Origin of the sequence: Delftia sp. ASV31 (genome assembly GCF_016428765.1) — a bacterium.
Classification (GTDB): domain Bacteria; phylum Pseudomonadota; class Gammaproteobacteria; order Burkholderiales; family Burkholderiaceae_C; genus Comamonas; species Comamonas acidovorans.
Genome location: NZ_JAELTK010000003.1, coordinates 1 through 21,196, shown reverse-complemented (window position 1 = coordinate 21,196; position 21,196 = coordinate 1). Strand labels below are relative to the sequence as shown.

Sequence of the window (21,196 nt, the reverse complement as noted above, 5' to 3'; positions counted from 1 at the left end):
CTGAATGGCCGGTGCGAGGCGATCACAGCGGGCAAAGGTGATGCGCGCGCGCGAGGGCATGCAGACACTCGATGGCATGACTTCTGCCGTGCGCCGAAAGAGGCCTGCCAACCCCTTCCCCATCCAACCCGACGCCACGCCGGCCGACGATGTGCAGCTACTGCATGACCTCACTGCAGAGGGTGAGGCGGGCCTGCGGCGCCAAGCCCGCGCGCTGTACTGGATGCATTGGCGCATCACGCACATCGCCGAGCACCTGGGCATCCCGCGCACCACGCTGCACGACTGGAAAAAGGCCGATGGCTGGGACGCGGCCAAGCCCGTGGAGCGCGTCGAGGGATCGCTGGAAATGCGCCTGTGCACGCTCATCCACAAGGAGGGCAAAGGCAACGGCGATTACAAGGAAATGGACGCGCTAGGGCGCGCCATGGAGCGATTGGCGCGCGTGCAAAAGTACGAGCGCACGGGCCGCGAAACGGATCTGAATCCCACCATCGAACGGCGCAATGCCGGGCCAAAGAAGCAGCCCGAGCGCAATCACTTCACGTCCGAGGATGTGGACAAGATCACACGGGCATTTCTGGATTCGCTTTTCAACTACCAAAACACATGGTGGGAGCAAATCCAGCAGCGCACGCGCGCCATTCTCAAATCGCGCCAGATCGGCGCAACGTGGTACTTCGCCCGCGAGGCCCTGATTGATGCCCTGCAGACGGGCCGCAATCAGATTTTTCTTTCGGCCAGCCGTGCGCAGGCCCATGTTTTCCGGCAGTACATCATCGCGTTTGCAAAGGAGCATTGCGATATCGATTTGAAGGGCGATCCCATCGTCCTGAGCAATGGCGCCACGCTGTATTTCCTGGGCACGAGCGCCCGCACCGCGCAGTCGTACCACGGTAATCTCTATTTCGATGAATTCTTCTGGGTCAACAACTTCACGGAGCTGTGGAAAGTGGCCAGCGGCATGGCCATTCACAAGCATTGGCGCAAGACGCTGTTTTCCACGCCCAGCAGCCTGCAGCACCAGGCCTATGCCCTGTGGAGTGCGGAGCGCATCAACAAGAAGCGCGCCAAGAAGGACCGCATAGAGCTGGACCTGAGCCATTCGCACCTGGCTGGTGGCTTCGTCGGCGAGGACAAGATATGGCGGCAGATTGTCACGGTGCTTGATGCGCAGCGCGGCGGCTGCAATCTGTTCGACCTTGACGAGCTGCGCTTCGAGTATTCGGACGAGGAATGGGACAACCTGCTCATGTGCGGGTTTGTCGATGACACCTTCGCCGTATTCCCTCTGTCCACGCTGATGCGCTGCCATGCGGACAGCTGGGACGCATGGAGCGATTTCAAACCTTTCACGCTGCGGCCGTATGGCAGCAAACCCGTCTGGATTGGCTATGACCCCAGCCACACGGGCGACTCTGCCGGCCTGGTGGTACTGGCACCTCCTGACAAGCCGGGCGGCAAGTTCCGCGTGCTGGAGCGCATGCAATTCAAGGGATCGGACTTTGAGGGGCAGGCCGAAGTCATCCGCCAGATGACAGAGAAATACAACGTGGCGCACATCTGCATTGATTCCACAGGACTGGGCCAGGGCGTCCTGCAGATCGTGAAGAAGTTCTTCCCGTCCGTGAAGTCATTGCAGTACAGCGTGGAGGTCAAAACGCGCCTGGTGATGAAGGCGCAAAGCCTTATGCGCGCCGGCCGCTTTGAGTTCGATTCTGGCGACGTGGACCTGCAGCGCAGTTTCCTGGCCATCAAGCGCGAAATGACGGGCTCAGGCAAGAGCGTGACCTATGCGGCTGGTCGGGGCGGCGAAACAGGGCATGCAGACCTGGCCTGGGCTTGCATGAATGCGATGGACAACGAGCCGCTGGAGGCCGTCGCCGTGGGCGGCGTTCCCAGTCGCACGACTTTGGAGATTTTTGGATGACAGAACCCACAACCCCAGCGGGCACCATGACGGCGCCAGCCACTGCCGAGGCTTTCTCTTTCGGCGATCCCGAGGCCGTGCTGGACCGGCGAGAAATCTTGGATTACGTGGAATGCTGGCTCAATGGGGATTGGTATGAAACCCCCATCAGCTTCGATGGTCTGGCGCGCACCCTGCGCGCTGCCACCCACCACGAAAGCGCCATCCAGTTCAAGGCCCAGGTGCTCGCCAGCACGCTGCGCCCGCATCCCCTGCTGAGCCGCGCCACGGTGCATTGGGCTGCTCTGGACTTCCTTGTTTTTGGCAATGGCTACTTGGAGCGCCCGCGCAATCGCCTTGGTGGCTCATTGCCCCTGCGCCACGTACTGGCCAAGTACACGCGGCGGCACCGTGGTCTGAAACTTTTCGGCTTCCGTCGCACCTGGCAGGAAGAGCACACGTTTCCCGAAGGCAGCATTTGCCACATCTTCCAGCCCGATGTGCACCAGGAAATCTATGGACTGCCGCAGTACCTGGCCGCCCTGCAATCTGCCTGGCTCAATGAGTCGGCCACGCTGTTTCGGCGCCGGTATTACAACAATGGGAGCCATGCCGGATACATCCTCTATCTGAGCGATCCCGAAGTGGCAAAAGACGATGTGGATGCGCTGCGCCAGGCCTTGAAATCTTCCAAGGGCATGGGCAATTTCCGCAATCTGTTTTTCCATTCGCCTGGCGGCAAAGAAAAAGCCATCCAGCTGCTGCCCATCGGCGAGGCGGCGGCCAAGGATGAATTTTTCAACATCAAGAACGTGAGCCGTGATGACCAATTGGCCGCCCATCGCGTGCCTCCGCAGCTTATGGGCGTGGTGCCGGCCAATGCTGGCGGCTTCGGCGATGTGGTCAACGCTGCACGGGTGTTCGCGCGCAACGAAATCCATCCCCTGCAGACGCACTTCGCGCAGGCCATCAATGAATGGATGGGGGATGTTGTCTGCAGCTTTGACCCCTACCTACTGCCCAGCGTTGAGCCGGCCCAGCAAGGTCTGGTGTAGACGGGAAACGATGGAACAAAGGGGCCTGCATGCAGGCCCCTTTTTCTTGGGCGCCGTCAGCTGGTGGTGCGGTCCAGCGTCTTGAGAGCGGGTTGCAGCAGCTGCCGTACATGGCAGGCGGGGATGGGGTTTGCCTGCGCCGCCTGCAGCAATGCATCCAGGGCAATCAGGCTCGCGTAGATGTCCCGCGCTGCCGCATGCATCGGGTCGTCGGTCTCATTGCTATCGCTCACTCGTGGCCCCTTGTGTCTCTTGATTCTGCGGAAATATACAGTGTTCTACTGTTTAAATATACAGTACTTTTGAATCTGTAACTTTTCGCTTGTGCACCTGCAGGCCTCCAGCGCGCTAGACCCATGCGCCCTGCTCCACCCCTTGCCGCTACCCCGACGCGCTGCCCAGAGGCCCGCCACGTCCCTGCATGCCCCCGTCGCAGGGCACCCCTTTCCCGCCATCCAGCCGAAAAGGCCTATCTTGACCGCCAGCGCGCGCCGAGACCCCCGCCTCGCCCCCGCCCTAAATAGGTGGCTTACGACGGCCCTGCCGGCCAGGGCCAGCGCCAAGCGCAGTGCGGCCTGCGCGGCGATGAGGCCTGTATTTCACATGACGGGATTTGACGTAGATATGCGCGTTTTGACGGTGTTGGACAGGCAGCTGCGGGACGCCGGGGGCGCCAGGGCCAGGAAAAGCGCGCGAACGCGGTCCAGAAGTGACTAGGCCCGCGAGGACTCATTCTGTCCGCGCGGGCCTTGGTGATAAGAAAGTGTCGGGAATAAGTGTTGTAAGTTCGCGACTGAATATTTAACTGTTTTGTAGAATCCTCTATCGATCCATTTTTTCAAATTTATAGCTTCTTGGTTATTTGGTTAACTGAATGGTGCTTTAGCGAACACCATATGTCGGCTTTCTGCTTAAATCTGATAATTTAATTTTATCTGACAAACGAGGTGCGAGAGATTTAACAATTGCAACAACTGCTTCGTAATAATAGGTTGGGGAATATGGGCTTATTATAATGCTATCTATTTTTTCTTCGCAGTTCCACGGAATATTTATAACACTAGGCCGTGTTATTTCACGTTTCTTGTAATATTTAAATGGAATTTGAACTAATCTTATTTCTTTTTCATATTCAAAGCTGACCCTTTTGTGCATACATGGGTTGAATATATTGCCACCCTCAAATACTTCACTGTGATAGTCAATATACTTTACTGCGCCTATGTAGGTGTCTGGGCATTCTTCAAGTGAGCTTGCTAAGCTTTTATATGACGTTTGGATTGCCAGACCACCGATTCCACTGTAATGCCTCCACATTGCATCTGATTCATGGTCATTCCCATGCCAGCAGGAGATATAAGTAATTCCTTTTATTTCCTGATATGCGTCGGATAAAGTTGAATATAGTTTATGTTCGCCATTTTCAGTGCTAGCTAATTCCATCAGCTCGGCAGCCTTATACGTCAGACTGCCTTCGTGCTGATCCTGGAATAGATCTGCGCGAATTAGAGTTATTTTTGATTCGGATAGTAGCCAAGTAAATTTGGCCAAATCCATGTACCTCCAAACTTTCTGGTTCGGGTTTGAGGGCTGGGGGAAACTGGGGTGATTTAGCCTATTTTCTAACGTATTGGTATCTTCGGTCAAAATGATCTCCAGTGTTGGAATGTTATGCTTATTTGAAAAATTTTCTTGGAATTTTCAATAGATTTAGACTGCTTGTTTTTGGTGTTGATTTTATTGGTGGAATACCTGAATCACCCTTGCGTGTGCTGAGTTAAGTATATTTTTCTCACGAAGCACTTATAAATACAAATATCTCACTGGTGGAAATTTTTTCCATCGTACAACGAGTTACTAAAGTGTGAAAGCTTACCCAAGTTCAAGCGCCACTTGTCTGAGCGGGCAGTTGCGATGTAGGCGTAAGTTTTGGCGTAAATTTCAAGAAAGGCGAACAAATTTTCCTAAGCAAATGATCCCATGCATCATTGGCGTGTGCACCGAAAGGTCGGGAGCCGGGGAGGGCTGTCTGTTTTGCGAGAGGTCGCTCGTTGGCCTGGGAGTCAACGGGTTGCAGCGGCGCGAAGGCGCTAGACAAGACCTGCCTGGACGACAGGGAACAACCACGTAAGCACAGGCGTGCGGGGCCAATGCCTTACCCCGCCACTTCCCACTCCTGCGGAAACTCCAAACCCTCATCCTTGGCAATCTTCCTGAGGATATGCAGGCAGGCGCTTTGCAGGTCCTGCACCACGGCCTGCCGGGCGGCGGGGCCGTCCCTTTGCTCCAGCGCATGGATCAGCCGGATGTGCGGATGTTCGGCCGCGCGGGCGTAGGTGCCCCGGTACAGGTAGCGCACGGACGGGCCGCACTTGAGCCATAGCAGGCCGATGAGGCTGGCCAGCACGGGCTGCTGCGCGGCTTCGATGATGGAGAAGTGGAAGCGCTCGTTGGCGATCAGCGTGGCGTCGTCGTCCACGGCGATGGATTTTTCCAGGTCCTGGTGCAGCCGGGTGAGGGTGTCGATGAAGCCCTGGCCCGGATGGCGGCTGGCGGCGGCTGCGGCGGCGCGGCCTTCCAGTTCGATGCGCAGGGCGATGATTTCCACGTACTGCTCCACGCTGAGCACGGGCACGGTGGCCACGCCGCGGTCGTCCAGGTCCAGGGCGCCTTCGGAGGCCAGGCGCTGTATGGCATCGCGCACGGGCGTGGGGCTGATGCCGAACTCTTCGGCCAGGCTGCGGTAGACGAGGCGCTGCGCGGGTTGCAGCTGGCCTCTCACGATGGCGTCACGGATCTGCAGGTAGGTTTTTTCGGCAAGGGTCTGATTGGTTCGGATCTGTGAAAAAACGCTGGACATCGGGCCTCCGCAACTGCTTGGGCGCAATGGTACCTCCCGAGGAAGGACGGTTTGCCCATGGCCACGGAGTGCGGCTGTGCCAAGGGCTAACCCTGTAATTGGTGTTTGATGCATCAAGTACCATGCATCATATCTAAGGGGGGTGCATGCGGACATACACGTTGGAAAAAGCAGAACCAAGGATTCGTGAGCTGGCCGACGGCCTGGAGTTTCCCGAAGGCCCGGTGGCCATGCCCGATGGATCGGTCGTGCTGGTGGAGATCGCCAACGGCTGGCTGACCCGGGTGACGGCCGATGGCACAAGGCGGCAGCTCGTCCACCTGGGTGCAGGCCCGAACGGCGCCGCCATAGGCCCCGGCGGCAAGCTGTTCATCTGCAACAACGGTGGCTTCCAGTGGCACCGCAGTGCGGAGCATGGGCTGCGGCCCATAGGCCAGGCCAACGACTATTCAGGCGGGCGCATAGAGGCCGTGGACCTGGCCTCGGGCCAGGTCGAATGCCTGTACACGCAAAGCGGCAGCGGACCCTTGAAGGGGCCCAACGACCTGGTCTTCGACCGGCATGGCGGGTTCTGGTTCACCGACCACGGCAAGGTGCGGCCGCGTGAGGTGGACCGGGGCGGCGTCTGCTACGCGCTGGCCGATGGCAGCGCCATCCGCGAGGCCGTCTTCCCGCTGTGGTCGCCCAACGGAATCGGTCTTTCTCCCGATGAGAAGACGCTCTATGTGGCGGAGACCTTCACGGGGCGGCTGTGGGCCTTCGACATCGGCGAGCCCGGGCACATCCTGGCCCGGCCCTGGCCCGATTCGCCCAATGGCGGACGGCTGGTCTGCCGCCTGCCGGGCATGCAGAACATCGACTCCCTGGCCGTGGATGCCGAAGGGAACATCTGCCTTGCCACGCTGGGCGAGGGCGGCATCACCGTGGTCTCGCCAGCCGGGCAGGTGCTGCACCGGGTCGAGTTGCCCGACCCCATGACCACCAACATCTGCTTTGGTGGCAAGGACCTGAAGACGGCTTTTGTCACCCTGTCTTCCACGGGGCGGCTGGTGGCGCTGGACTGGCCGTGTCCTGGATTGCCTTTGAATTTCCTGAATAGATAAGTTCCCCCTGGCTTCCCTTTCCGTATCGCTGGCGATTGTCATGGCGAGGGAGCCGCTACGCCTTTTTTTGTTGAACGGAAACCGCAACCCATGTCGAAACCCCTGAGCAACCCTGGATTGAACAAGCAGGACACCGTAGGCCACCTGGTGGCCCGGGTCCTGAAGCGGCACGGCATCACGCAGTTCTTCGGGCAGAGCCTGCCCAGCATGTTCGTGCTGGCCGCCGAGGAATTGGGCCTGCGCCAGATCGCCTACCGCACCGAGAACGCGGGCGGCTACATGGCCGATGCCCATGCCCGCATGAGCGGCAGGCCGGCCGTGATCACCGCGCAGAACGGGCCGGCCGCAGCGTTGCTGGTGGCGCCGCTGGCCGAGGCGCTGAAGGTCTCCATCCCCATCATCGCGCTCGTGCAGGACGTGGCGCGCGACCAGACCGACAGGAACGCCTTCCAGGATCTGGACCACATGGGCCTGTTCAAGCCCGTGACCAAGTGGGTGCGCCGCGTGGACCAGGCATCGCGCGTGGAAGACTATGTGGAGCAGGCCATCATCGCCGCCTGCAGCGGCCGGCCTGGCCCCGTGGCGCTGATGCTGCCGGCCGACCTGCTCACCGAGCCTGCCCAGCCCTCCAGCGTGCCCCGGCCCGCTGCACTGGCCCGCTTTCCGCTGGACCGCGCCGTGCCCGAACGGCAATTGCTGGAACAGGCCGTGGGCGCGCTGCTCCAGGCCCGCGCGCCGGTCATCGTTGCCGGTGGCGGCGTGCACATCTCGGGTGCCAGCGAGGCACTGAGCGCCTTTTCCGAAGCGCTGAGCCTGCCCGTGGCCACCACCAACATGGGCAAGGGTGCCGTGGCCGAAACGCATGAGCTGTCGCTGGGCGTGGTCGCCAACTGCCTGGGCCCCAACGGCTCGGGCCGCTACCTGAAGGATTTCGTGGCCGGGGCCGACGTGGTGCTCCTGATCGGCAACCGCACCAACCAGAACGGCACGGACAGCTGGACGCTGTACCCGCGCGATGCGCAATTCATCCACCTCGATATCGACGGCCAGGAGATAGGGCGCAACTACGACGCCATGCGCCTGGTGGGCGATGCGCGGCTGGCGCTGCAGGCCATGCTGGACATCGCCGGGCCGATGGATCTGTCGGCCCGTACCGGCCAGCGCGCTGCCTTGGCCGCACGCATTGCCAAGGGCAGGGAAAGGCATCGGCAGGAATCAGCCGAAGTGCGCCTGTCCAACGCCGCTCCCATACGGCCAGAACGCATCATGCATGAGCTCGATGCCCTGCTGACCGCCGAGGACACCGTGGTGGCCGATGCCAGCTACTCCACGCTGTGGGTCACCAACTACCTGACCGCGCGCCGGACCGGCCAGCGCTTCCTCACTCCGCGCGGCCTGGCGGGCCTGGGCTGGGGCATGCCCATGGCCATGGGCGCGCGCCTGGCGCAGGACGGCGGCCAGGTGTTCTGCCTGGTGGGCGACGGCGGCTTCGGCCATGTGTGGTCGGAGATGGAGACCTGCAGGCGCATGGGCATCAAGGTCATCACCGTCCTCATCAACAACGGCATCCTGGGCTACCAGAAGCATGCCGAGCACGTGAAGTTCGGCGAGCACACCTCGGCCGTGAACTTCAGCGGCGTGGACCATGCGGCCATCGCACGGGCCTGCGGCATCCACGGCGTGCGCGTGGAATCGGCCGATGCCATCGCTCCCGCGCTGCGCGCCGCCATGGCCGCCGAGCGCTCCACGCTGATCGAGGTCATGTGCACCGAAGACGCCTTTCCCCCCATCACCTTCTACACGCCGGAGAGCCACTGATGAGCGCGCCTGAGAACTTCCCCATCCGCACGGCCCTGGTGACCGGCGCCGCACGCGGCATTGGCCTGGCCACCGCCATCGAACTGCTGCGCGACGGCCGCCGCGTGGTGCTGGCTGACCTGGCCGCGCCCGACCTGGATCTGGTTCCGCAGGAACTGCGTGCCCGGGCAAGCGCCGTGGTGCTCGATGTCTGCGACGAGGCAGCCCGCCAGCGCGTGGTCGCGGACATGGTGCAGCGCCACGGCGGCGTGGACATCCTGGTCAACAACGCCGGCATCAGCCTCAAGAACGCCAGCGGACAGTCCAACGGCATCCTCGAAGTGGGGCTGGGCGAGGTGCAACAGATCCTGGACGTCAACCTGCTGTCCATGCTGCGCCTGTGCCAGCTGGCGCTGCCGGGCATGAAGCAGCGGGGCTGGGGGCGCATCGTCAACGTGTCCTCGCTGGCCGGGCGCGGCAAGTCCATCGTGGCCGGCCCCGCCTACATGCTGAGCAAGTCCGCCGTGCTGGGCCTGAGCCGCTCCATCGCCTCGGAGATGGGCCAGTACGGCATCACCACCAACTGCGTGGCGCCGGGCCGCATCCTGACGCCGATGGCGCAGCAGGCCGGCGACGAGGTCAACCGCCGCTATGCCGAGCAGATCCCTGTGCGGCGCCTGGGCGAGGCGGCCGAGGTCGGTGCCGCCATCCGCTACCTGTGCAGCGAGTCCGCAGGCTTCACCAATGGCGCGGTGATCGACGTCAACGGCGGCTTCTTCATGAATTGAGGAAGGACGACCCCCTGAGCGGCTGCGCCGCTTCCCCCTCTCGCTTCGCGGGGGGACGGCACCCTCGGTGCGGGGCGGCCCTTCCTCGGTGCCCCCACTTCCAGGGCGTGCCTGTTTCCCGGTCAGTGGGTAGTGCGCAGCACCGTGAAAGCACGACTTCCAAAGACGACAGAACCCAAGATCGCAACGAGAGACAACCATGCATGCATATCCATCCCCCGCATCTCGCAGATGCCTGCTTTCGGCCTTCTGCGCGGCAGCGCTGGCGGCCGCAGCCGGCGCCCCGGCGCTGGCCCAGGGCACGGACGCGTTTCCCGAGCGGGAACTGACCCTGATCATCAACTACGGCGCAGGCGGCAATACCGACGTGGCCTCGCGCGCCATCGGCAATGCCATGGAGGGCCTGCTCAAAAAGCCCGTGGTGCCCAACAACCGCGCGGGGGCGCAGGGCACGCTGGGCGTCTCGTCTCTGGCCCGGCAAAAGCCCGACGGCTATACGCTGGGCGTGGTGACGTTTTCGACCATCGCCATCACGCCCCACCTCATGAAGGTGGACTACAAGGTCGATGACTTCGACTTCATCGCAGGCGTGGCCCGCTACCGCTATGGCGTGGCCGTGCGCGCGGACTCGCCCTATAAAACCATGGCCGACCTGGTGGCCGCGTCCCGCCAGGGCAAGGGCATCTTCTTCGGCGCGCCGTCCGCGCCCAACAACCTGGCCATGTACGAGCTGGGGCGCAAGACGGGCGGCAGGTTCGAGGAGATCAACTACAAGTCCGGCGCAGAGACCGTGGCCGGCCTGATCGGCGGGCAGGTGGACGTCATCGTGCAGAACCCCTCGGACATCGTCCAGCACGTCAAGGCCGGAAAAATGCGCCTGCTGGCCAGCGCCAGCCCCATGCGCTGGAAGGAGTTGCCCGAGGTGCCCACGCTCAGGGAGCAGGGCTACGACGTGGAGATCGACTCCTGGATCGGCCTGGCCTACCCCAAGGGCGTACCCCCGGCCCTGCGCGACAGGCTGGAACGCGTCGCCATGGCAGCCGCCGAGGGGTCCCAGGTGGCGCGCATCTTCGAGTCAGCCGGCGTGGACCCGGCGCCGCTCACCGGCGCCGAATACCGCAGGAAGCTGGTCCAGGGCCATGAGTCCATGGGCGCGGCCATCAAGGCGGCGAATCTGCCGCGCATGAACTGAGGGCGGTCCGGCTGCCTGCCGGCCTTGAGGCACGGGTACTGCTGCAGCATGTGCCCAGAGACCATGAAAGGCCGCTCGTCGGCGGGGGAGCGCTCGCGCCCGCTCCCTGCGTTCGCTGTATCGGTCCACCAGGTAGCCTGTGCAGTCCAGCCGGTGCAGTCTCGTGCTTCAGCAGGGTGAACTTGACCAGTTCCCCCAATCACGTCCACCGCGCCCAGGGGGCGAGTGCCTGCGCATCAGCGCGGCGCCAGGAACTGCTCCATGCGCTGCAGCTCCTCATCCAGCGCGCTGCGAAAGGCGGCATCGCCGGGCGCCGCGCCGGCCACATAGCCGAATGACGGCTCCAGCCGGCCGTCGCGCGCCTGCAGGTTGGCCCAGCCGATCACATGGCCGCGCCAGAGCATGGGCAGGGCGTAGTAGCCCAGCTGGCGCCGGGCCGGTGGCGTATAGGCCTCGAACTTGTAGGTCCAGCCCCAGAGCAGCGTGAAGCGTCGCCGGTCCCAGACCACGGGATCGAAGGGCGCGAGCAGGCGCAGCCGCTCGTCGAAGGCATGGCGGCGCGAGCGTGGGTTCTCGTCGGCGGGCCAGTACCAGGTGGTTCCGTCGATGCGGCAGGTGGCCAGCTGCTCGCGCGCCAGCCGCAGCGCCGCCTGGGTCTGCTGCGCCAGATGGGGTGCGCCATAGCCCAGCAGGCGCACCAGGTAGGTGAGGCTGGAGGCTGGCAGCGGTGCGTACTTGCGCACCACCAGGTCGATCAGCGCGGCGGCGCGCCGGGCGCTGGCGGCGGGGCTGTCGTCGGCAGGCGGGTGGGCGATGGCCTCGTAGACGCGCGTGCCGCTGTCACGGCGCTTGACGCGCAGCAGGCCGCGGTAGTGCATGCCGTCGAGCAACTGCGTGCTGGCGCTGCCCGAGCCGCCCCAGTAGTTCTTCACGCTTCCGTGCGAGAAATGCTGCTCCACCTCGCGCGGATGCACGGCGCCGCGTTCGCGCACGAACGCCAGCACCTCGGCAGCCTTGCGCTGCGTCTCGGCATCCCAGGCCTTGCGGGCCTGGCGCGGGTGCATCAGCGCCAGGTGCTCGCTGGGCAGAAAGCCGTAGTTGACCAGGCAGTCCTCGTCGATCGCCAGGCGCGCGTAGCGGCGCTCCAGGTCGCCGGCGCGGTAGTCCTTGACGCGGTGGCGCAGCGTCAGGTCCTGCGCCCGGGCCGGCGCGCGGATCGGGTCTGCCTGCACAAAGCCCAGGCGCTGTATGGCCGCAGGCAGGGTGGTCGGTGTGAACAGGGTACGCGCCACGGCATGGCGGCGCAGGTCGTCAAGGCTCGGTTCGGTGGGCATGGCTTGATTGGAGCACGGCAGGGCCGCCGGGCGGGCCGGTCTCCGTGCCCCGCCGTACTTCCTGATCCTGCCGTGCCGCTCAGGCCTTCCTGGCACGCCTGCGCCGCCACAGCGCGCGCAGCACCCAGCCCAGCGGCAGCACCACCAGCACCAGCCAGGGCAGCACGGCCGCCACGAAGGTGATCAGGGCGGCCATGCTCTCGCCCAGCACATGGCTGGCATCGCGCAGCGCGCGGCCTATGGGGCTGTAGCTGGTGCCGCCCTGCACCAGGGCGCGGGTGGGCGTGAACTGGATCTGTATGTGCTGCTTGCTGGTCTGCTGCTCCAGCACCTTGCGCTGGGCGGCCATGGCGTCCAGCTCGGCCTGCGTGTCCGACAGCGTGCGCTGTATCTCCAGCAGGTCGGACATGGTGCGCTTGGTCGTGGTGTCGCGCAGCATCAGGCGCAGGCTGTCGCGGAACTCGGTGCGGTTCCTGATGCGCGCCTCCACGTCGATCACCTCGGCCGTCTTGTCCTCGCTGATGGTGTTCTGCGACACGATGGTGGCCACGCCGGCCAGCGTGCCCAGCAGCCGCTGCACATCGGCCGGCGCCACGCGCATCTCCAGCATGGCGTTGCCGGGCTGCTGGGGCGTCTCGCGCAGCAGCGATGCCGACAGCAGCTCGCAGCGCAGCGTGGCACACAGGTCGCGCACCTGGCCCCAGGCATCGGCCAGCTGCGCCTGCGGCACTTCCACGTTCAGCTCCTGGCGCACGGCCAGGAAACGCTGGGCCATCTCGTCCTGCGCCGATGTCTCTGGGGCGGCTGCTGCCGCATCCTCGGCCTGCACGGTGGCGGCGCGGCCTTGCTTCATGCCGGCGCCGCCCGCCATGGGCGCGGGGGCGGGCGCAGATTCCATGGCTGCTGTGTCATGCCGCTGGTTGCAGCCCGCAAGGGCCAGCGTGGCAGCCATTGCCAGCGCGGCCGGCAAGGCCATGCGGGAAGACGGAGTGGAAGGCCGGGGATGCGTCATGAATTTCCTCTTGAAAACAGGCAAGAACAGGCCGCTGTCAGGACTCAAAGCTCAAGGCTCAGGGCTTGCCGCCGGGGCCGAACATGGAGTCCACCTCGGACTGCAGCTCGAAGATGTCGGACACCGTGTAGAGCCAGTCACCCTTTTGCAGATGGCCGGGGTCCGGCGGCGTCTCCACGCAGGCCTTGACCAGGGTGAACTGGCCTGCCGGGTCGGGCAGGAACTTCAGGCCCGATATGGAAAACCGCGCCACCCGTCCCACGCCATCGTTGTAGCGCCGGCCCCGGGCGCGCACGTCGGCCAGCTCCGCCATCTGCGGCACATGGTCGAACACCGCGTCGTAGAACTCGACGATGGGGCTCTGGTTGGTCCGGGCGCAGCCGTGCACGTACAGGGCGTAAAAGCGCCCGTCCAGCTCCATGGCCACCACGTCGGCCGCGCGGTAGAAGGTCAGGCTGTCGGGCAGGCCCGGCGAGCGTTTGGGCGGCGTGGGCGGCGTGTCCAGGAAGTCCTGGCGGATCTGCGCCGACTTGCGAAAGAAGTCATCGCTGAGCGCCACCTCGGCATTGAGCACATCGATGGCCGTGCGCGCGGCCGTGTTCAGGCCCGCGTCGGCCAGGCCGTTCCGGTGCAGCACGATGGCCAGGGCCAGCGCCGTCTTGTGCCGGTACAGCGCCGTTGCCTTGGCGTCACCGGCCTGCAGCACGCAGCTCCAGCGCCGCAGCAGGGGCGGCAGGGCATGGCCGCCGTAGTTGGCCGCGATAGCGGCATCGTGCCGGCCCAGTGCAAACGTGCGCGCCATCACGCGCGCCACGTCTTCCTCCAGGGTCTGCACAAGGGTGTCGGCGGCCAGCTTGGACAGCGCCTGGGTATGGGTCATGGCCATGGCGTCACTGGCTCCAGTTCGATGGCAGGTTCCTGAAATCCGGCCGGCAGGCCATAGCCGCCGGTGCTGCGTTGTTCGTTGCGGTGCTCGACGCAGTGCTCGATGCTCAGGTCATAGGCTTGCATAGTGTCTGTCGCAGGCGCTTTCGCGCCGGGGCCGTTGGAACGCCGGCCAGTGTGCCCCAAGCCGGGCCGCAGGCGGGGTGTGGGCGCCATCGGGTCTGTATCGATCCGCTACCGGCGCGGGCTGTCGTGCTGACGTCTTGCCGTCACATGAAGCGGCAAGACTCGTCATTTGCTTTTCATGCGGTTCATGCGGTTCATGTCAAAGGGGGCGCCGCCAGCCCCGGGGAGATGCACGATGTTCTGGGACAAGAAGCTCAGGCGCTGGGCCGAGGCTGTGCGTGCGCGGGCCGATCTGCCGGCGCGGCTGGTGCTGTGGAATGGCGAGCAGTTCGACTTCGGCCGCTTCGAGCAGCCGCGCGTCACGCTCACCGTGCGCAGCGCCTCGGCCCTGCCGCTGCTGCTGGACCCCAGCCTGGACCACCTGGGCCAGGCCTATGTGAAGGGCCAGATCGACATCGACGGCCGGCTGCCCGACATCATCGACTTCGGCTATGCGCTGGCTCGCCGCATGTCCAAGACCCAGGGCACGGGCAAGGGGCCGGGGCGGCTGGCGCTTGCGGCGCGCGCGGCCAGGCGCTTCAGGCACAGCCGCAGCACGGACCGCGAATCCATCCAGTACCACTACGACGTGTCCGATGACTTCTACCGGCTCTGGCTGGACGAGGGCATGGTCTATTCATGCGCCTACTTCGAGAACGGCGACGAGGACCTGGCCACCGCCCAGCGCAAGAAGCTGGACCACATCCTCACCAAGATCCGCCTGCAGCCCGGCCAGCGCCTGCTGGACATCGGCTGCGGCTGGGGTGCCCTGGTGCTGCGCGCGGCCCAGCACTTTGGCGCGCACTGCGTGGGCGTGACCCTGTCGCGCAATCAGTTCGAAGCGGCCACCGAGCGCGTGCGCGCCGCAGGCCTGCAGGACCGCATCGAGATCCGCCTGCAGGACTACCGCGACGTGCAGGGGCGCTTCGACCGCATCACCAGCGTCGGCATGTTCGAGCATGTGGGCCGCCGCAACCTGCCCATGTACTTTGCGCACATGCGCGAGCTGCTGGCCGATGACGGCCTGGCGTTGAACCACGGCATCACCTCCACCGATGCGGACGTGGGCGCCACGGCGTTGGGCGGCGGTGCGTTCATCGACCGCTATGTGTTTCCTGATGGCGAACTGCCGCATCTGAGCCTGGCGCTGGAGGCCATGCAGCGTGGGGGGCTGGAGGTGCTGGATGTGGAAGGGTTGCGGCGGCATTACGTGCGCACGTTGCAGTTGTGGCTGGAGCGGTTTGAGGCTTGCGTGCCGGAGATTCGGGCGTTGGTGGAGGAGGAGAGGTTTCGGATTTGGAGGGTGTATTTGGCGGGGTGTGCTTATGCGTTTGAGCATGACGATGTGTCTATTTTTCAGGTTGTTTGTCGGAGGGCGGGGCAGGGGGCTGCTTCGTTGCCTTGGTCGCGGAGGTATATGTACGAGCGGGAACTGTCCTGATGTCTTGGCGCGCGGGCGGTGTGTAGCTTGTTCTTGACCCTGCCGGGGGGTGTTTTTTCGAGGCCGGGTCTCGGCCCGGCGGCCGACCCGCTTTCTTGTCTCGCCAAGAAACCGGGCCAAAGAAGGCGACCCGGATGCCCGCGACCCTCCGCTTCGCTGCGGGCAACCTGCGTCGTGGCGCTTGCGGGGTTTGCCGCAGAACTCTCTGCGCGCTTCGCGCTCCGCTCAGACAACTGCGGCAAGTCAGATCACGAAGCAAGCCTGTCCTTCGGCAGGCTTGCAACCCCGCAAGCGCCACGACGCAGGCGCGGGCATACGGGAGGGGGGGAGCGGAGTGAACTGCCCTGGGGCAGGGGCCGCTGGCGCGGCTGATTGTTCTGGTTTTCTGGATGATCCATCCCGGCTGCGCGGGTTTATCGCGGGGGGCTGGCTGCCTAAGCTGGGTGCTTCATCCAAGCACAAGGAGCGTTTCCATGGCAGACCATTCCATTCGCGGCAAGGTGGCGCTGATTGCAGGCGGCGGCAAGAATCTGGGCGGGCTGATTGCCCGGGATCTGGCGGGGCACGGCGCGCGGGCCGTGGTGGTGCACTACAACAGCGAGTCTTCCCGGGCCGAGGCTGAGACCACGGTGGCCGCAGTGCGGGCGCTGGGCGCAGAAGCCGTGGCGCTGCAGGGCGACCTCACCCGTGCCGGCGCTGTCGAGCGGCTTTTTGCAGAGGCCGTGGACGCCGTGGGCCGGCCGGACATTGCCATCAACACCGTGGGCAAGGTGCTCAAGAAGCCGCTGATGGAGATCAGCGAGGCGGAGTACGACGAGATGGCGGCCGTCAACGGCAAGTCGGCGTTTTTCTTCCTCAAGGAGGCGGGGCGCCATGTCAACGACCACGGCAAGATCGTGACCCTGGTGACCTCGCTGCTGGGCGCGTTCACGCCGTTTTATTCCTCCTACGCGGGCACCAAGGCGCCGGTGGAGCATTTCACGCGGGCGGCGGCCAAGGAGTTCGGGGCGCGGGGCATTTCGGTCACAGCCGTGGGGCCGGGGCCCATGGACACGCCGTTCTTCTACGGCCAGGAAGGCGCGGACGCCGTGGCCTATCACAAGAGCGCGGCGGCGCTGTCGCCGTTTTCGCCATCGGGGCTGACGCATATCGAAGACGTGGTGCCCTTCATCCGCCACCTGGTCAGCGACGGCTGGTGGATCACCGGGCAGACCATCCTGATCAACGGCGGCTACACCACCAAGTAGGCCAAATGGAAGGACCGCTGCACGGACTATGCTGCGTCCCATGGACCGACTCGACCGATACCGGATCTTCATGCAGGTGGCCGAGATGGGCAGCTTCATCAAGGCCGCCCATGCGCTGGACCTGCCGCGCGCCACGGTGTCTGCCGCCGTGCAGCAGTTGGAGGAGCAGGTGGGCGCCAGACTCCTGCACCGCACCACGCGCCAGGTCAGCCTGACGGCCGATGGTGCCCAGTTGCTGGAGCGTGTGCGCCCGCTGCTGTCAGAGGCCGAGGATGTGGAGCAGATGTTCCAGGCCCGCACGCGCCAAGCCACGGGCCGGCTGCATGTGGACGTGCCCAGCCGCATCGCGCGCCGCCTGCTGGCGCCTGCGCTGCCGGGGCTCATGCGCCGGCACCCGGGGCTGCAGCTGGTGCTGGGTTCGTCAGACCGCGCCATCGACCTGGTGCAGGAAGGCGTGGACTGCGCCGTGCGCGTGGGCACGCTGCATGACAGCAGCCTGGTCGTGCGCCCGCTGGGCTGCATTGCCCTCATCAACTGCGCCAGCCCCGCCTACCTGCGCGAGCACAGCCTGCCCGAGCAGCCCCAGGATCTGCTGCACGGCCACTGGAGCGTGGGCTATGCCTCGCCGCGCACGGGGCGGGAACTGCCCTGGGAATGGAGTGGGGCGAGCGATGTGGATGGGGTGGATGGAGTGGATGGGCCGCAGACCCTGGCCGTGCCCAGCCGCGTAGTGACCAACAATGCAGAAAGCTACATCGCCTGCTGCCGCGCAGGCCTGGGGCTCATCCAGATACCGCGCTATGACGTGCAGCACCTGCTGGACACGGGCGAGCTGGTGGAAGTGCTGCCCGCCCACCGCGCAGCGCCCATGCCCGTGGCGCTGCTGTACCCGCACCGCCGCCAGCGCTCGCGCCGGCTGGCGGTTTTCATCGATTGGTTCGAGGCGCTGATGCGGCCGAACCTGGAGCCGTAGGCGCAGCCCCGGCGGTCCCAGTCACCGCAGCCGCCCCGGCCGCAGGGTGGGGCTGGGCCCCGTCGTCGTCATGAATGGGCCGGTAACCAGGCCCGAAGGACACATCGCCCAGCCGCCAGCCCTCGCGCCGGCGGAAGGCCCCCCAGAACCGCTTGAGCGTGTGCCACTGCATGGCCACCAGCCCGCGCTCGTTGTCGGCATCCACCTCGGGGTCGCTCACGCCCGTGGGGCGCACGGGCTCGTCGGTGTACAGCGCCGTGCCAAACAGCATGTCCCACCAGGGCAGCACCTGCCCAAAATTGCAGTTGTGGCGCGTGGGCCGCTCCGGGTCGCGCAGCATGTGGTGGTGGCGGTGGAACAGCGGGCCCACCAGCACGCGCTCACCCACGCGGCCCAGCCAGCCCAGGCGCAGCCGCACATTGGCGTGCGAGAAGTTCTGCACCAGCTCGCTCAGCAGCCCCAGCAGCGCAAACTCCGAAGGCTCCACCCCCATCGCCAGCCCCACCGTGGCCAGGATGAAGGACTGCAGCATGCCGTCCAGGTAATGGCTGCGGTCATTGCTCCAGCAGCTCATCTGGCGCTGGCTGTGGTGCATGCTGTGCATGGCCCACCACCAGGGAATCACATGCTGGGCGCGGTGCATCCAGTAATACACCAGGTCGTAGACCACGTAATACACCAGGAACAGCGCCACCGGATGGTCCGCAAACCACGGCACCCAGTGCTTGAGCCCCGTGGCCTCCTCGGCCGCCGGCCCGCCGCCCAGCATGCTGGCAAACGGCATCAGCACCAGAAAACTGAACAGTGGAAACAGCCCCAGCAGCATCAGCAGCGTGTAGTTGCGGTCCACCGTGGTCAGCCGCCGGTCGCTCCAGCGCTCGGCCGGAAACAGGCTCTCCAGCGGCCGCATCACGCCCGCGATCAGGAACAGCTGCAGTGCGGCAATCAGCACCGCCTCGGCAATCTCGCGCGGATCGCCGGCCGCCTGGGCGATGTCCAGCCAGTGGACGGTGGGGGTTACGGCGTGGGTGGCGAGCCAGGTGATGGCTGCCTGCCACAGCTCGGTCAGTGGGGTCATGGGTTGTGCCTGCCTGCGAAAAGCCTGGGGGAGGGCTGGGGGGTGCGGGCGGGATTATGGGGTGGGGGTGTGGAGGGAGTGTGTGGGGGAGGGGCTGGGGGTCAGCGCCCACCCGTGCGTGCACCCACTGAACGAATGTTTGTAAAGCAGCTAAGTTATGGTTTTTCCAGATATTTGCTGTGCAGCAAATATCTGGAAAAAAGCAAACATGCTGCCCGTTGGTGCCAGTCGAAACCGCTGCGGCGAATGACTCTGTCCAGCCTGAAGTAGCCCTGCCTGCTAGCGAATACAGCCACCAAGCCACGCTCGTTGTCGGCATTCACCTGGCAGTCGCTCACGCCCGTGGGGTGCATGGAGATGTTGGTGTACAAGGCAAAGTCGAATGTTTGCGCATAGTCAATCGCTTCGAAGGCGGCAGAAACCGGTCTCTGCTGGAGCTGCGCGTGGGCAGCGTGCTGCCCCTGCTGTCATCGGCCCTGGGCCGCAACTTCCTCGCCCACCTGCCCCCCGCCGCCACCCACCAGGCCGTGCAGGACGAACTGCAACTGCAAGCCCCCTGGCTTATCCCCGGGCGCCCAACTGCCACGGACCCAGGAAGACGTTCAGGCCCTGGTCGCCGACATCCGCGCCCAAGGCTATAGCCGCTGCCAGCACACGCTGCTGCCGCATTTCACCTCGCCGTCGGTGCCCATCTTCGACCTGTCGGGCAGCATCATCGCGGCGCTGACGGTGATGGGGCCCAGTCATTTGCTGGATGCGGAATCCGAGCGGCGGGTGCTGGGGTTGCTGAAGCGGTATGCGGGGGAGATTTCGCAGGTTGGGGGGGGATGGGTAGAGATGATCGGACGAGTGAGCAGTCCGGCCAAGGTGTGCCGGGCCGGACCGCTGCCGCAGTTCAGAACCGGTACTTGGCCGACGCGATGACGCTGCGCGGTGCGGCGTAGGTGGCGCTGGTGCCGGGGAAGCTGTAGTCGCTGCGGTCGATCAAGTTGTCCACGTTGAGCGCGACGCTCAGGTGACGGTCGATGTCGTAGCGCGCCATCAGGCTGGCGCTCACCTAGCCTGTCTGCCAGATGCCGTCGTTGCCCGTCTTGTTCTGCCAGCGCAGGCTGCCGCCCACGGTCAGCCCCTGCAGGGCGCCGGACAGGCGGCAGCTGCTGTACAGCTTGGCGCTGTTGCGCGGCAGCACGGAGAACACCGGCTGGCCGTTGGCGTCTGGTGGAGCGGGTGGGCTGCCAGCCGTCGAAGCACCGATCCAGAATGTTGGCAGCCACCGGCAACCGATCCACGGAAGCGGTGGTCACCACATATGCGCGCCGATAGACCGGGCGCAAGCCCTGAAGCCTGAGACTTCGACGAACAGGCTCGGCGCTCACGCACTGACCCTGCTGGCGAAGCTGCTGCGTGATCCGAGGCCGGCCGTAGCTTCTTCGGCTGTCACGATGGATCGTCGCCACCTGCGCATCCAGGGCCTCGTTCGCCAGCGCCCGTGTGCTGAGCGGCTGCACGCGCCACTGACAGTACCTTGTGCGGGACACCAACAACACCCGGCACAGCCGGCTGACTGTGTACTTGCCGCGATTGTTCTCGATCCAGGCGTACTTCATCGCGACACCTTGGCAAAGTACGCCGTCGCTTTTCGAAGAATTTCTACGTCCAGCTTCGCATCGGCGAGCTCCTTGCGAAGCCGGCTGTTCTCGGCTTCCAGCTTCGTCACCAGCCGACGAAGTGGTTATGCAGAGCTCGTGGCGAATTAAAGACAAATGCACTGAAAAAACTCTGACCGCATCTCAATCAGGCGGCAACCCCTTCAGCAGCTGAACAGTATCGCAAAACCGTCCTCAGCATCCAAATTATGAGGTTGTGATCCGCCTAAAAAGCCGGCACAACTAATTTTCGGAGTAAAGCTGCTCCTGATTTTCGTAGGAATGGCAACATAGCACCGTCCGTATCAAAAATTACAGCCGATGAACATTGGAGCAGGCTGCAATGAAATATATCAAACAGCCCTCCAAATTTCTAAAGTCCAGACCGCAGGCTTACGAAGCCAGGGCGCGTGGCCAGCGTCGAATAACGGTGTAGCAAGTGGTCAACAATAGCACCTCGCACCCGAAACACCACCTCACAATCAGCAGGCAAGTCGTCGGTTTGCCTGCTTAAAAATCGCTTACAGCACACCGCCAATGAGGCAATATTCTTGCTGTCTCTTATACACATCTGACGCTGCCGACGAAATGCGAACAGTGTAGTTCTCGGTGGTGGGCGGGTCATTGTAAGGGGGGGGGGGGGGGGGGGGGGGGGGGGGGGGGGGGGGGGGGGGGGGGGGGGGGGGGGGGGGGGGGGGGGGGGGGGGGGGG

22 protein-coding genes and 1 pseudogene are annotated in these 21,196 nt (G+C 64.4%); 10 read left to right on the top strand and 13 right to left on the bottom strand.

The features are described from left to right. The first annotated feature begins 76 nt into the window (after positions 1-76). Both JHD82_RS01695 and JHD82_RS01690 read left to right on the top strand, forming a co-directional pair. The gene (locus tag JHD82_RS01695; protein WP_233174583.1) at positions 77-1,930 is read left to right on the top strand and encodes a terminase large subunit domain-containing protein; all 1,854 of its coding nucleotides are present in this window, start codon (positions 77-79) and stop codon (positions 1,928-1,930) included. After that, on the top strand, positions 1,927-2,964 hold the full coding sequence (locus tag JHD82_RS01690; protein ID WP_199135220.1) for a phage portal protein: 1,038 nt from the start codon (positions 1,927-1,929) through the stop codon (positions 2,962-2,964). The genes JHD82_RS01695 and JHD82_RS01690 overlap by 4 nt, the downstream gene beginning before the upstream one ends. A gap of 56 nt (positions 2,965-3,020) precedes the next feature. On the opposite strand, the gene JHD82_RS01685 is transcribed toward JHD82_RS01690, so the two are convergent. The 3 genes from JHD82_RS01685 to JHD82_RS01675 all read right to left on the bottom strand — a co-directional run bounded on the left by JHD82_RS01685 (position 3,021) and on the right by JHD82_RS01675 (position 5,824). After that, on the bottom strand, positions 3,021-3,197 hold the full coding sequence (locus tag JHD82_RS01685; RefSeq protein WP_199135219.1) for a hypothetical protein: 177 nt from the start codon (positions 3,195-3,197) through the stop codon (positions 3,021-3,023). 649 nt (positions 3,198-3,846) lie between these two features. Then, positions 3,847-4,611 carry a hypothetical protein gene (locus tag JHD82_RS01680; protein ID WP_199135218.1) on the bottom strand — a complete coding sequence of 255 codons (765 nt, stop codon included), beginning with the start codon at positions 4,609-4,611 and terminating at the stop codon, positions 3,847-3,849. A 508-nt stretch (positions 4,612-5,119) separates the two neighbouring features. Beyond that, positions 5,120-5,824, bottom strand: coding sequence for a GntR family transcriptional regulator (locus tag JHD82_RS01675; RefSeq protein ID WP_199135217.1), 705 nt, complete (start codon positions 5,822-5,824; stop codon positions 5,120-5,122). Positions 5,825-5,970: 146 nt separating this feature from the next. Here JHD82_RS01675 and JHD82_RS01670 point away from each other — a divergent pair, with 146 nt between their 5' ends. The 4 genes from JHD82_RS01670 to JHD82_RS01655 all read left to right on the top strand — a co-directional run bounded on the left by JHD82_RS01670 (position 5,971) and on the right by JHD82_RS01655 (position 10,704). Further along, the gene (locus tag JHD82_RS01670) at positions 5,971-6,927 is read left to right on the top strand and encodes an SMP-30/gluconolactonase/LRE family protein (RefSeq protein ID WP_199135216.1); all 957 of its coding nucleotides are present in this window, start codon (positions 5,971-5,973) and stop codon (positions 6,925-6,927) included. Positions 6,928-7,017: 90 nt separating this feature from the next. Then, positions 7,018-8,745, top strand: coding sequence for an acetolactate synthase catalytic subunit (locus JHD82_RS01665; protein ID WP_199135215.1), 1,728 nt, complete (start codon positions 7,018-7,020; stop codon positions 8,743-8,745). Beyond that, complete coding sequence (locus JHD82_RS01660; protein ID WP_012204207.1) at positions 8,745-9,512, top strand: SDR family oxidoreductase; 768 nt, start codon at positions 8,745-8,747, stop codon at positions 9,510-9,512. The genes JHD82_RS01665 and JHD82_RS01660 overlap by 1 nt, the downstream gene beginning before the upstream one ends. A 199-nt stretch (positions 9,513-9,711) precedes the next feature. Next, positions 9,712-10,704 carry a tripartite tricarboxylate transporter substrate binding protein gene (locus tag JHD82_RS01655; RefSeq protein WP_199135214.1) on the top strand — a complete coding sequence of 331 codons (993 nt, stop codon included), beginning with the start codon at positions 9,712-9,714 and terminating at the stop codon, positions 10,702-10,704. A 236-nt stretch (positions 10,705-10,940) separates the two neighbouring features. Here JHD82_RS01655 and JHD82_RS01650 read toward each other — a convergent pair whose 3' ends face one another. From JHD82_RS01650 to JHD82_RS30265, 4 genes are all read right to left on the bottom strand, one after another. Further along, positions 10,941-12,038 (bottom strand): DNA glycosylase AlkZ-like family protein, encoded by a 1,098-nt coding sequence (locus JHD82_RS01650; RefSeq protein ID WP_199135213.1) that lies wholly within the window; start codon positions 12,036-12,038, stop codon positions 10,941-10,943. Positions 12,039-12,117: 79 nt separating this feature from the next. Next, positions 12,118-13,050: a DUF4349 domain-containing protein gene (locus JHD82_RS01645; RefSeq protein ID WP_199135212.1), complete on the bottom strand. Its 933-nt coding sequence runs from the start codon at positions 13,048-13,050 to the stop codon at positions 12,118-12,120. A 58-nt stretch (positions 13,051-13,108) separates the two neighbouring features. Further along, positions 13,109-13,936, bottom strand: coding sequence for a hypothetical protein (locus JHD82_RS01640; protein WP_199135211.1), 828 nt, complete (start codon positions 13,934-13,936; stop codon positions 13,109-13,111). Next, positions 13,927-14,061 (bottom strand): hypothetical protein, encoded by a 135-nt coding sequence (locus JHD82_RS30265; protein WP_269848126.1) that lies wholly within the window; start codon positions 14,059-14,061, stop codon positions 13,927-13,929. The genes JHD82_RS01640 and JHD82_RS30265 overlap by 10 nt, the downstream gene beginning before the upstream one ends. A gap of 235 nt (positions 14,062-14,296) precedes the next feature. Here JHD82_RS30265 and JHD82_RS01635 point away from each other — a divergent pair, with 235 nt between their 5' ends. The 3 genes from JHD82_RS01635 to JHD82_RS01625 all read left to right on the top strand — a co-directional run bounded on the left by JHD82_RS01635 (position 14,297) and on the right by JHD82_RS01625 (position 17,761). Next, positions 14,297-15,541 (top strand): cyclopropane-fatty-acyl-phospholipid synthase family protein, encoded by a 1,245-nt coding sequence (locus JHD82_RS01635; protein WP_199135210.1) that lies wholly within the window; start codon positions 14,297-14,299, stop codon positions 15,539-15,541. Between the two features lie 473 nt (positions 15,542-16,014). Further along, positions 16,015-16,788, top strand: coding sequence for an SDR family oxidoreductase (locus JHD82_RS01630; protein ID WP_016453872.1), 774 nt, complete (start codon positions 16,015-16,017; stop codon positions 16,786-16,788). Positions 16,789-16,828: 40 nt separating this feature from the next. Next, a complete protein-coding gene (locus JHD82_RS01625; protein WP_199135209.1) occupies positions 16,829-17,761 on the top strand; it encodes a LysR family transcriptional regulator in 933 nt (310 codons plus the stop codon). Here JHD82_RS01625 and JHD82_RS01620 read toward each other — a convergent pair. Further along, complete coding sequence (locus tag JHD82_RS01620) at positions 17,715-18,839, bottom strand: sterol desaturase family protein (protein ID WP_199135208.1); 1,125 nt, start codon at positions 18,837-18,839, stop codon at positions 17,715-17,717. The genes JHD82_RS01625 and JHD82_RS01620 overlap by 47 nt on opposite strands. A 155-nt stretch (positions 18,840-18,994) precedes the next feature. Continuing rightward, the gene (locus JHD82_RS01615) at positions 18,995-19,210 is read right to left on the bottom strand and encodes a hypothetical protein (RefSeq protein ID WP_199135207.1); all 216 of its coding nucleotides are present in this window, start codon (positions 19,208-19,210) and stop codon (positions 18,995-18,997) included. Between the two features lie 28 nt (positions 19,211-19,238). Between JHD82_RS01615 and JHD82_RS30435 the strand changes: the two genes are divergently transcribed. Next, positions 19,239-19,763, top strand: a complete 525-nt coding sequence (locus JHD82_RS30435; RefSeq protein WP_199135300.1) for an IclR family transcriptional regulator C-terminal domain-containing protein — start codon at positions 19,239-19,241, stop codon at positions 19,761-19,763. Here JHD82_RS30435 and JHD82_RS01605 read toward each other — a convergent pair. The 4 genes and pseudogenes from JHD82_RS01605 to JHD82_RS30255 form a co-directional block, all read right to left on the bottom strand. Then, complete coding sequence (locus tag JHD82_RS01605; protein WP_199135206.1) at positions 19,735-19,896, bottom strand: TonB-dependent receptor; 162 nt, start codon at positions 19,894-19,896, stop codon at positions 19,735-19,737. The two genes, JHD82_RS30435 and JHD82_RS01605, sit on opposite strands and share 29 nt — an antisense overlap. Then, positions 19,897-20,028 (bottom strand): hypothetical protein, encoded by a 132-nt coding sequence (locus tag JHD82_RS30260; protein ID WP_269848125.1) that lies wholly within the window; start codon positions 20,026-20,028, stop codon positions 19,897-19,899. Positions 20,029-20,059: 31 nt separating this feature from the next. Next, positions 20,060-20,565, bottom strand: a pseudogene (locus JHD82_RS29830) (IS3 family transposase); the annotation flags it as partial. A gap of 441 nt (positions 20,566-21,006) precedes the next feature. Next, a partial coding sequence (locus JHD82_RS30255; RefSeq protein ID WP_269848124.1) for a hypothetical protein occupies positions 21,007-21,196 on the bottom strand: 190 nt, incomplete at its 5' end.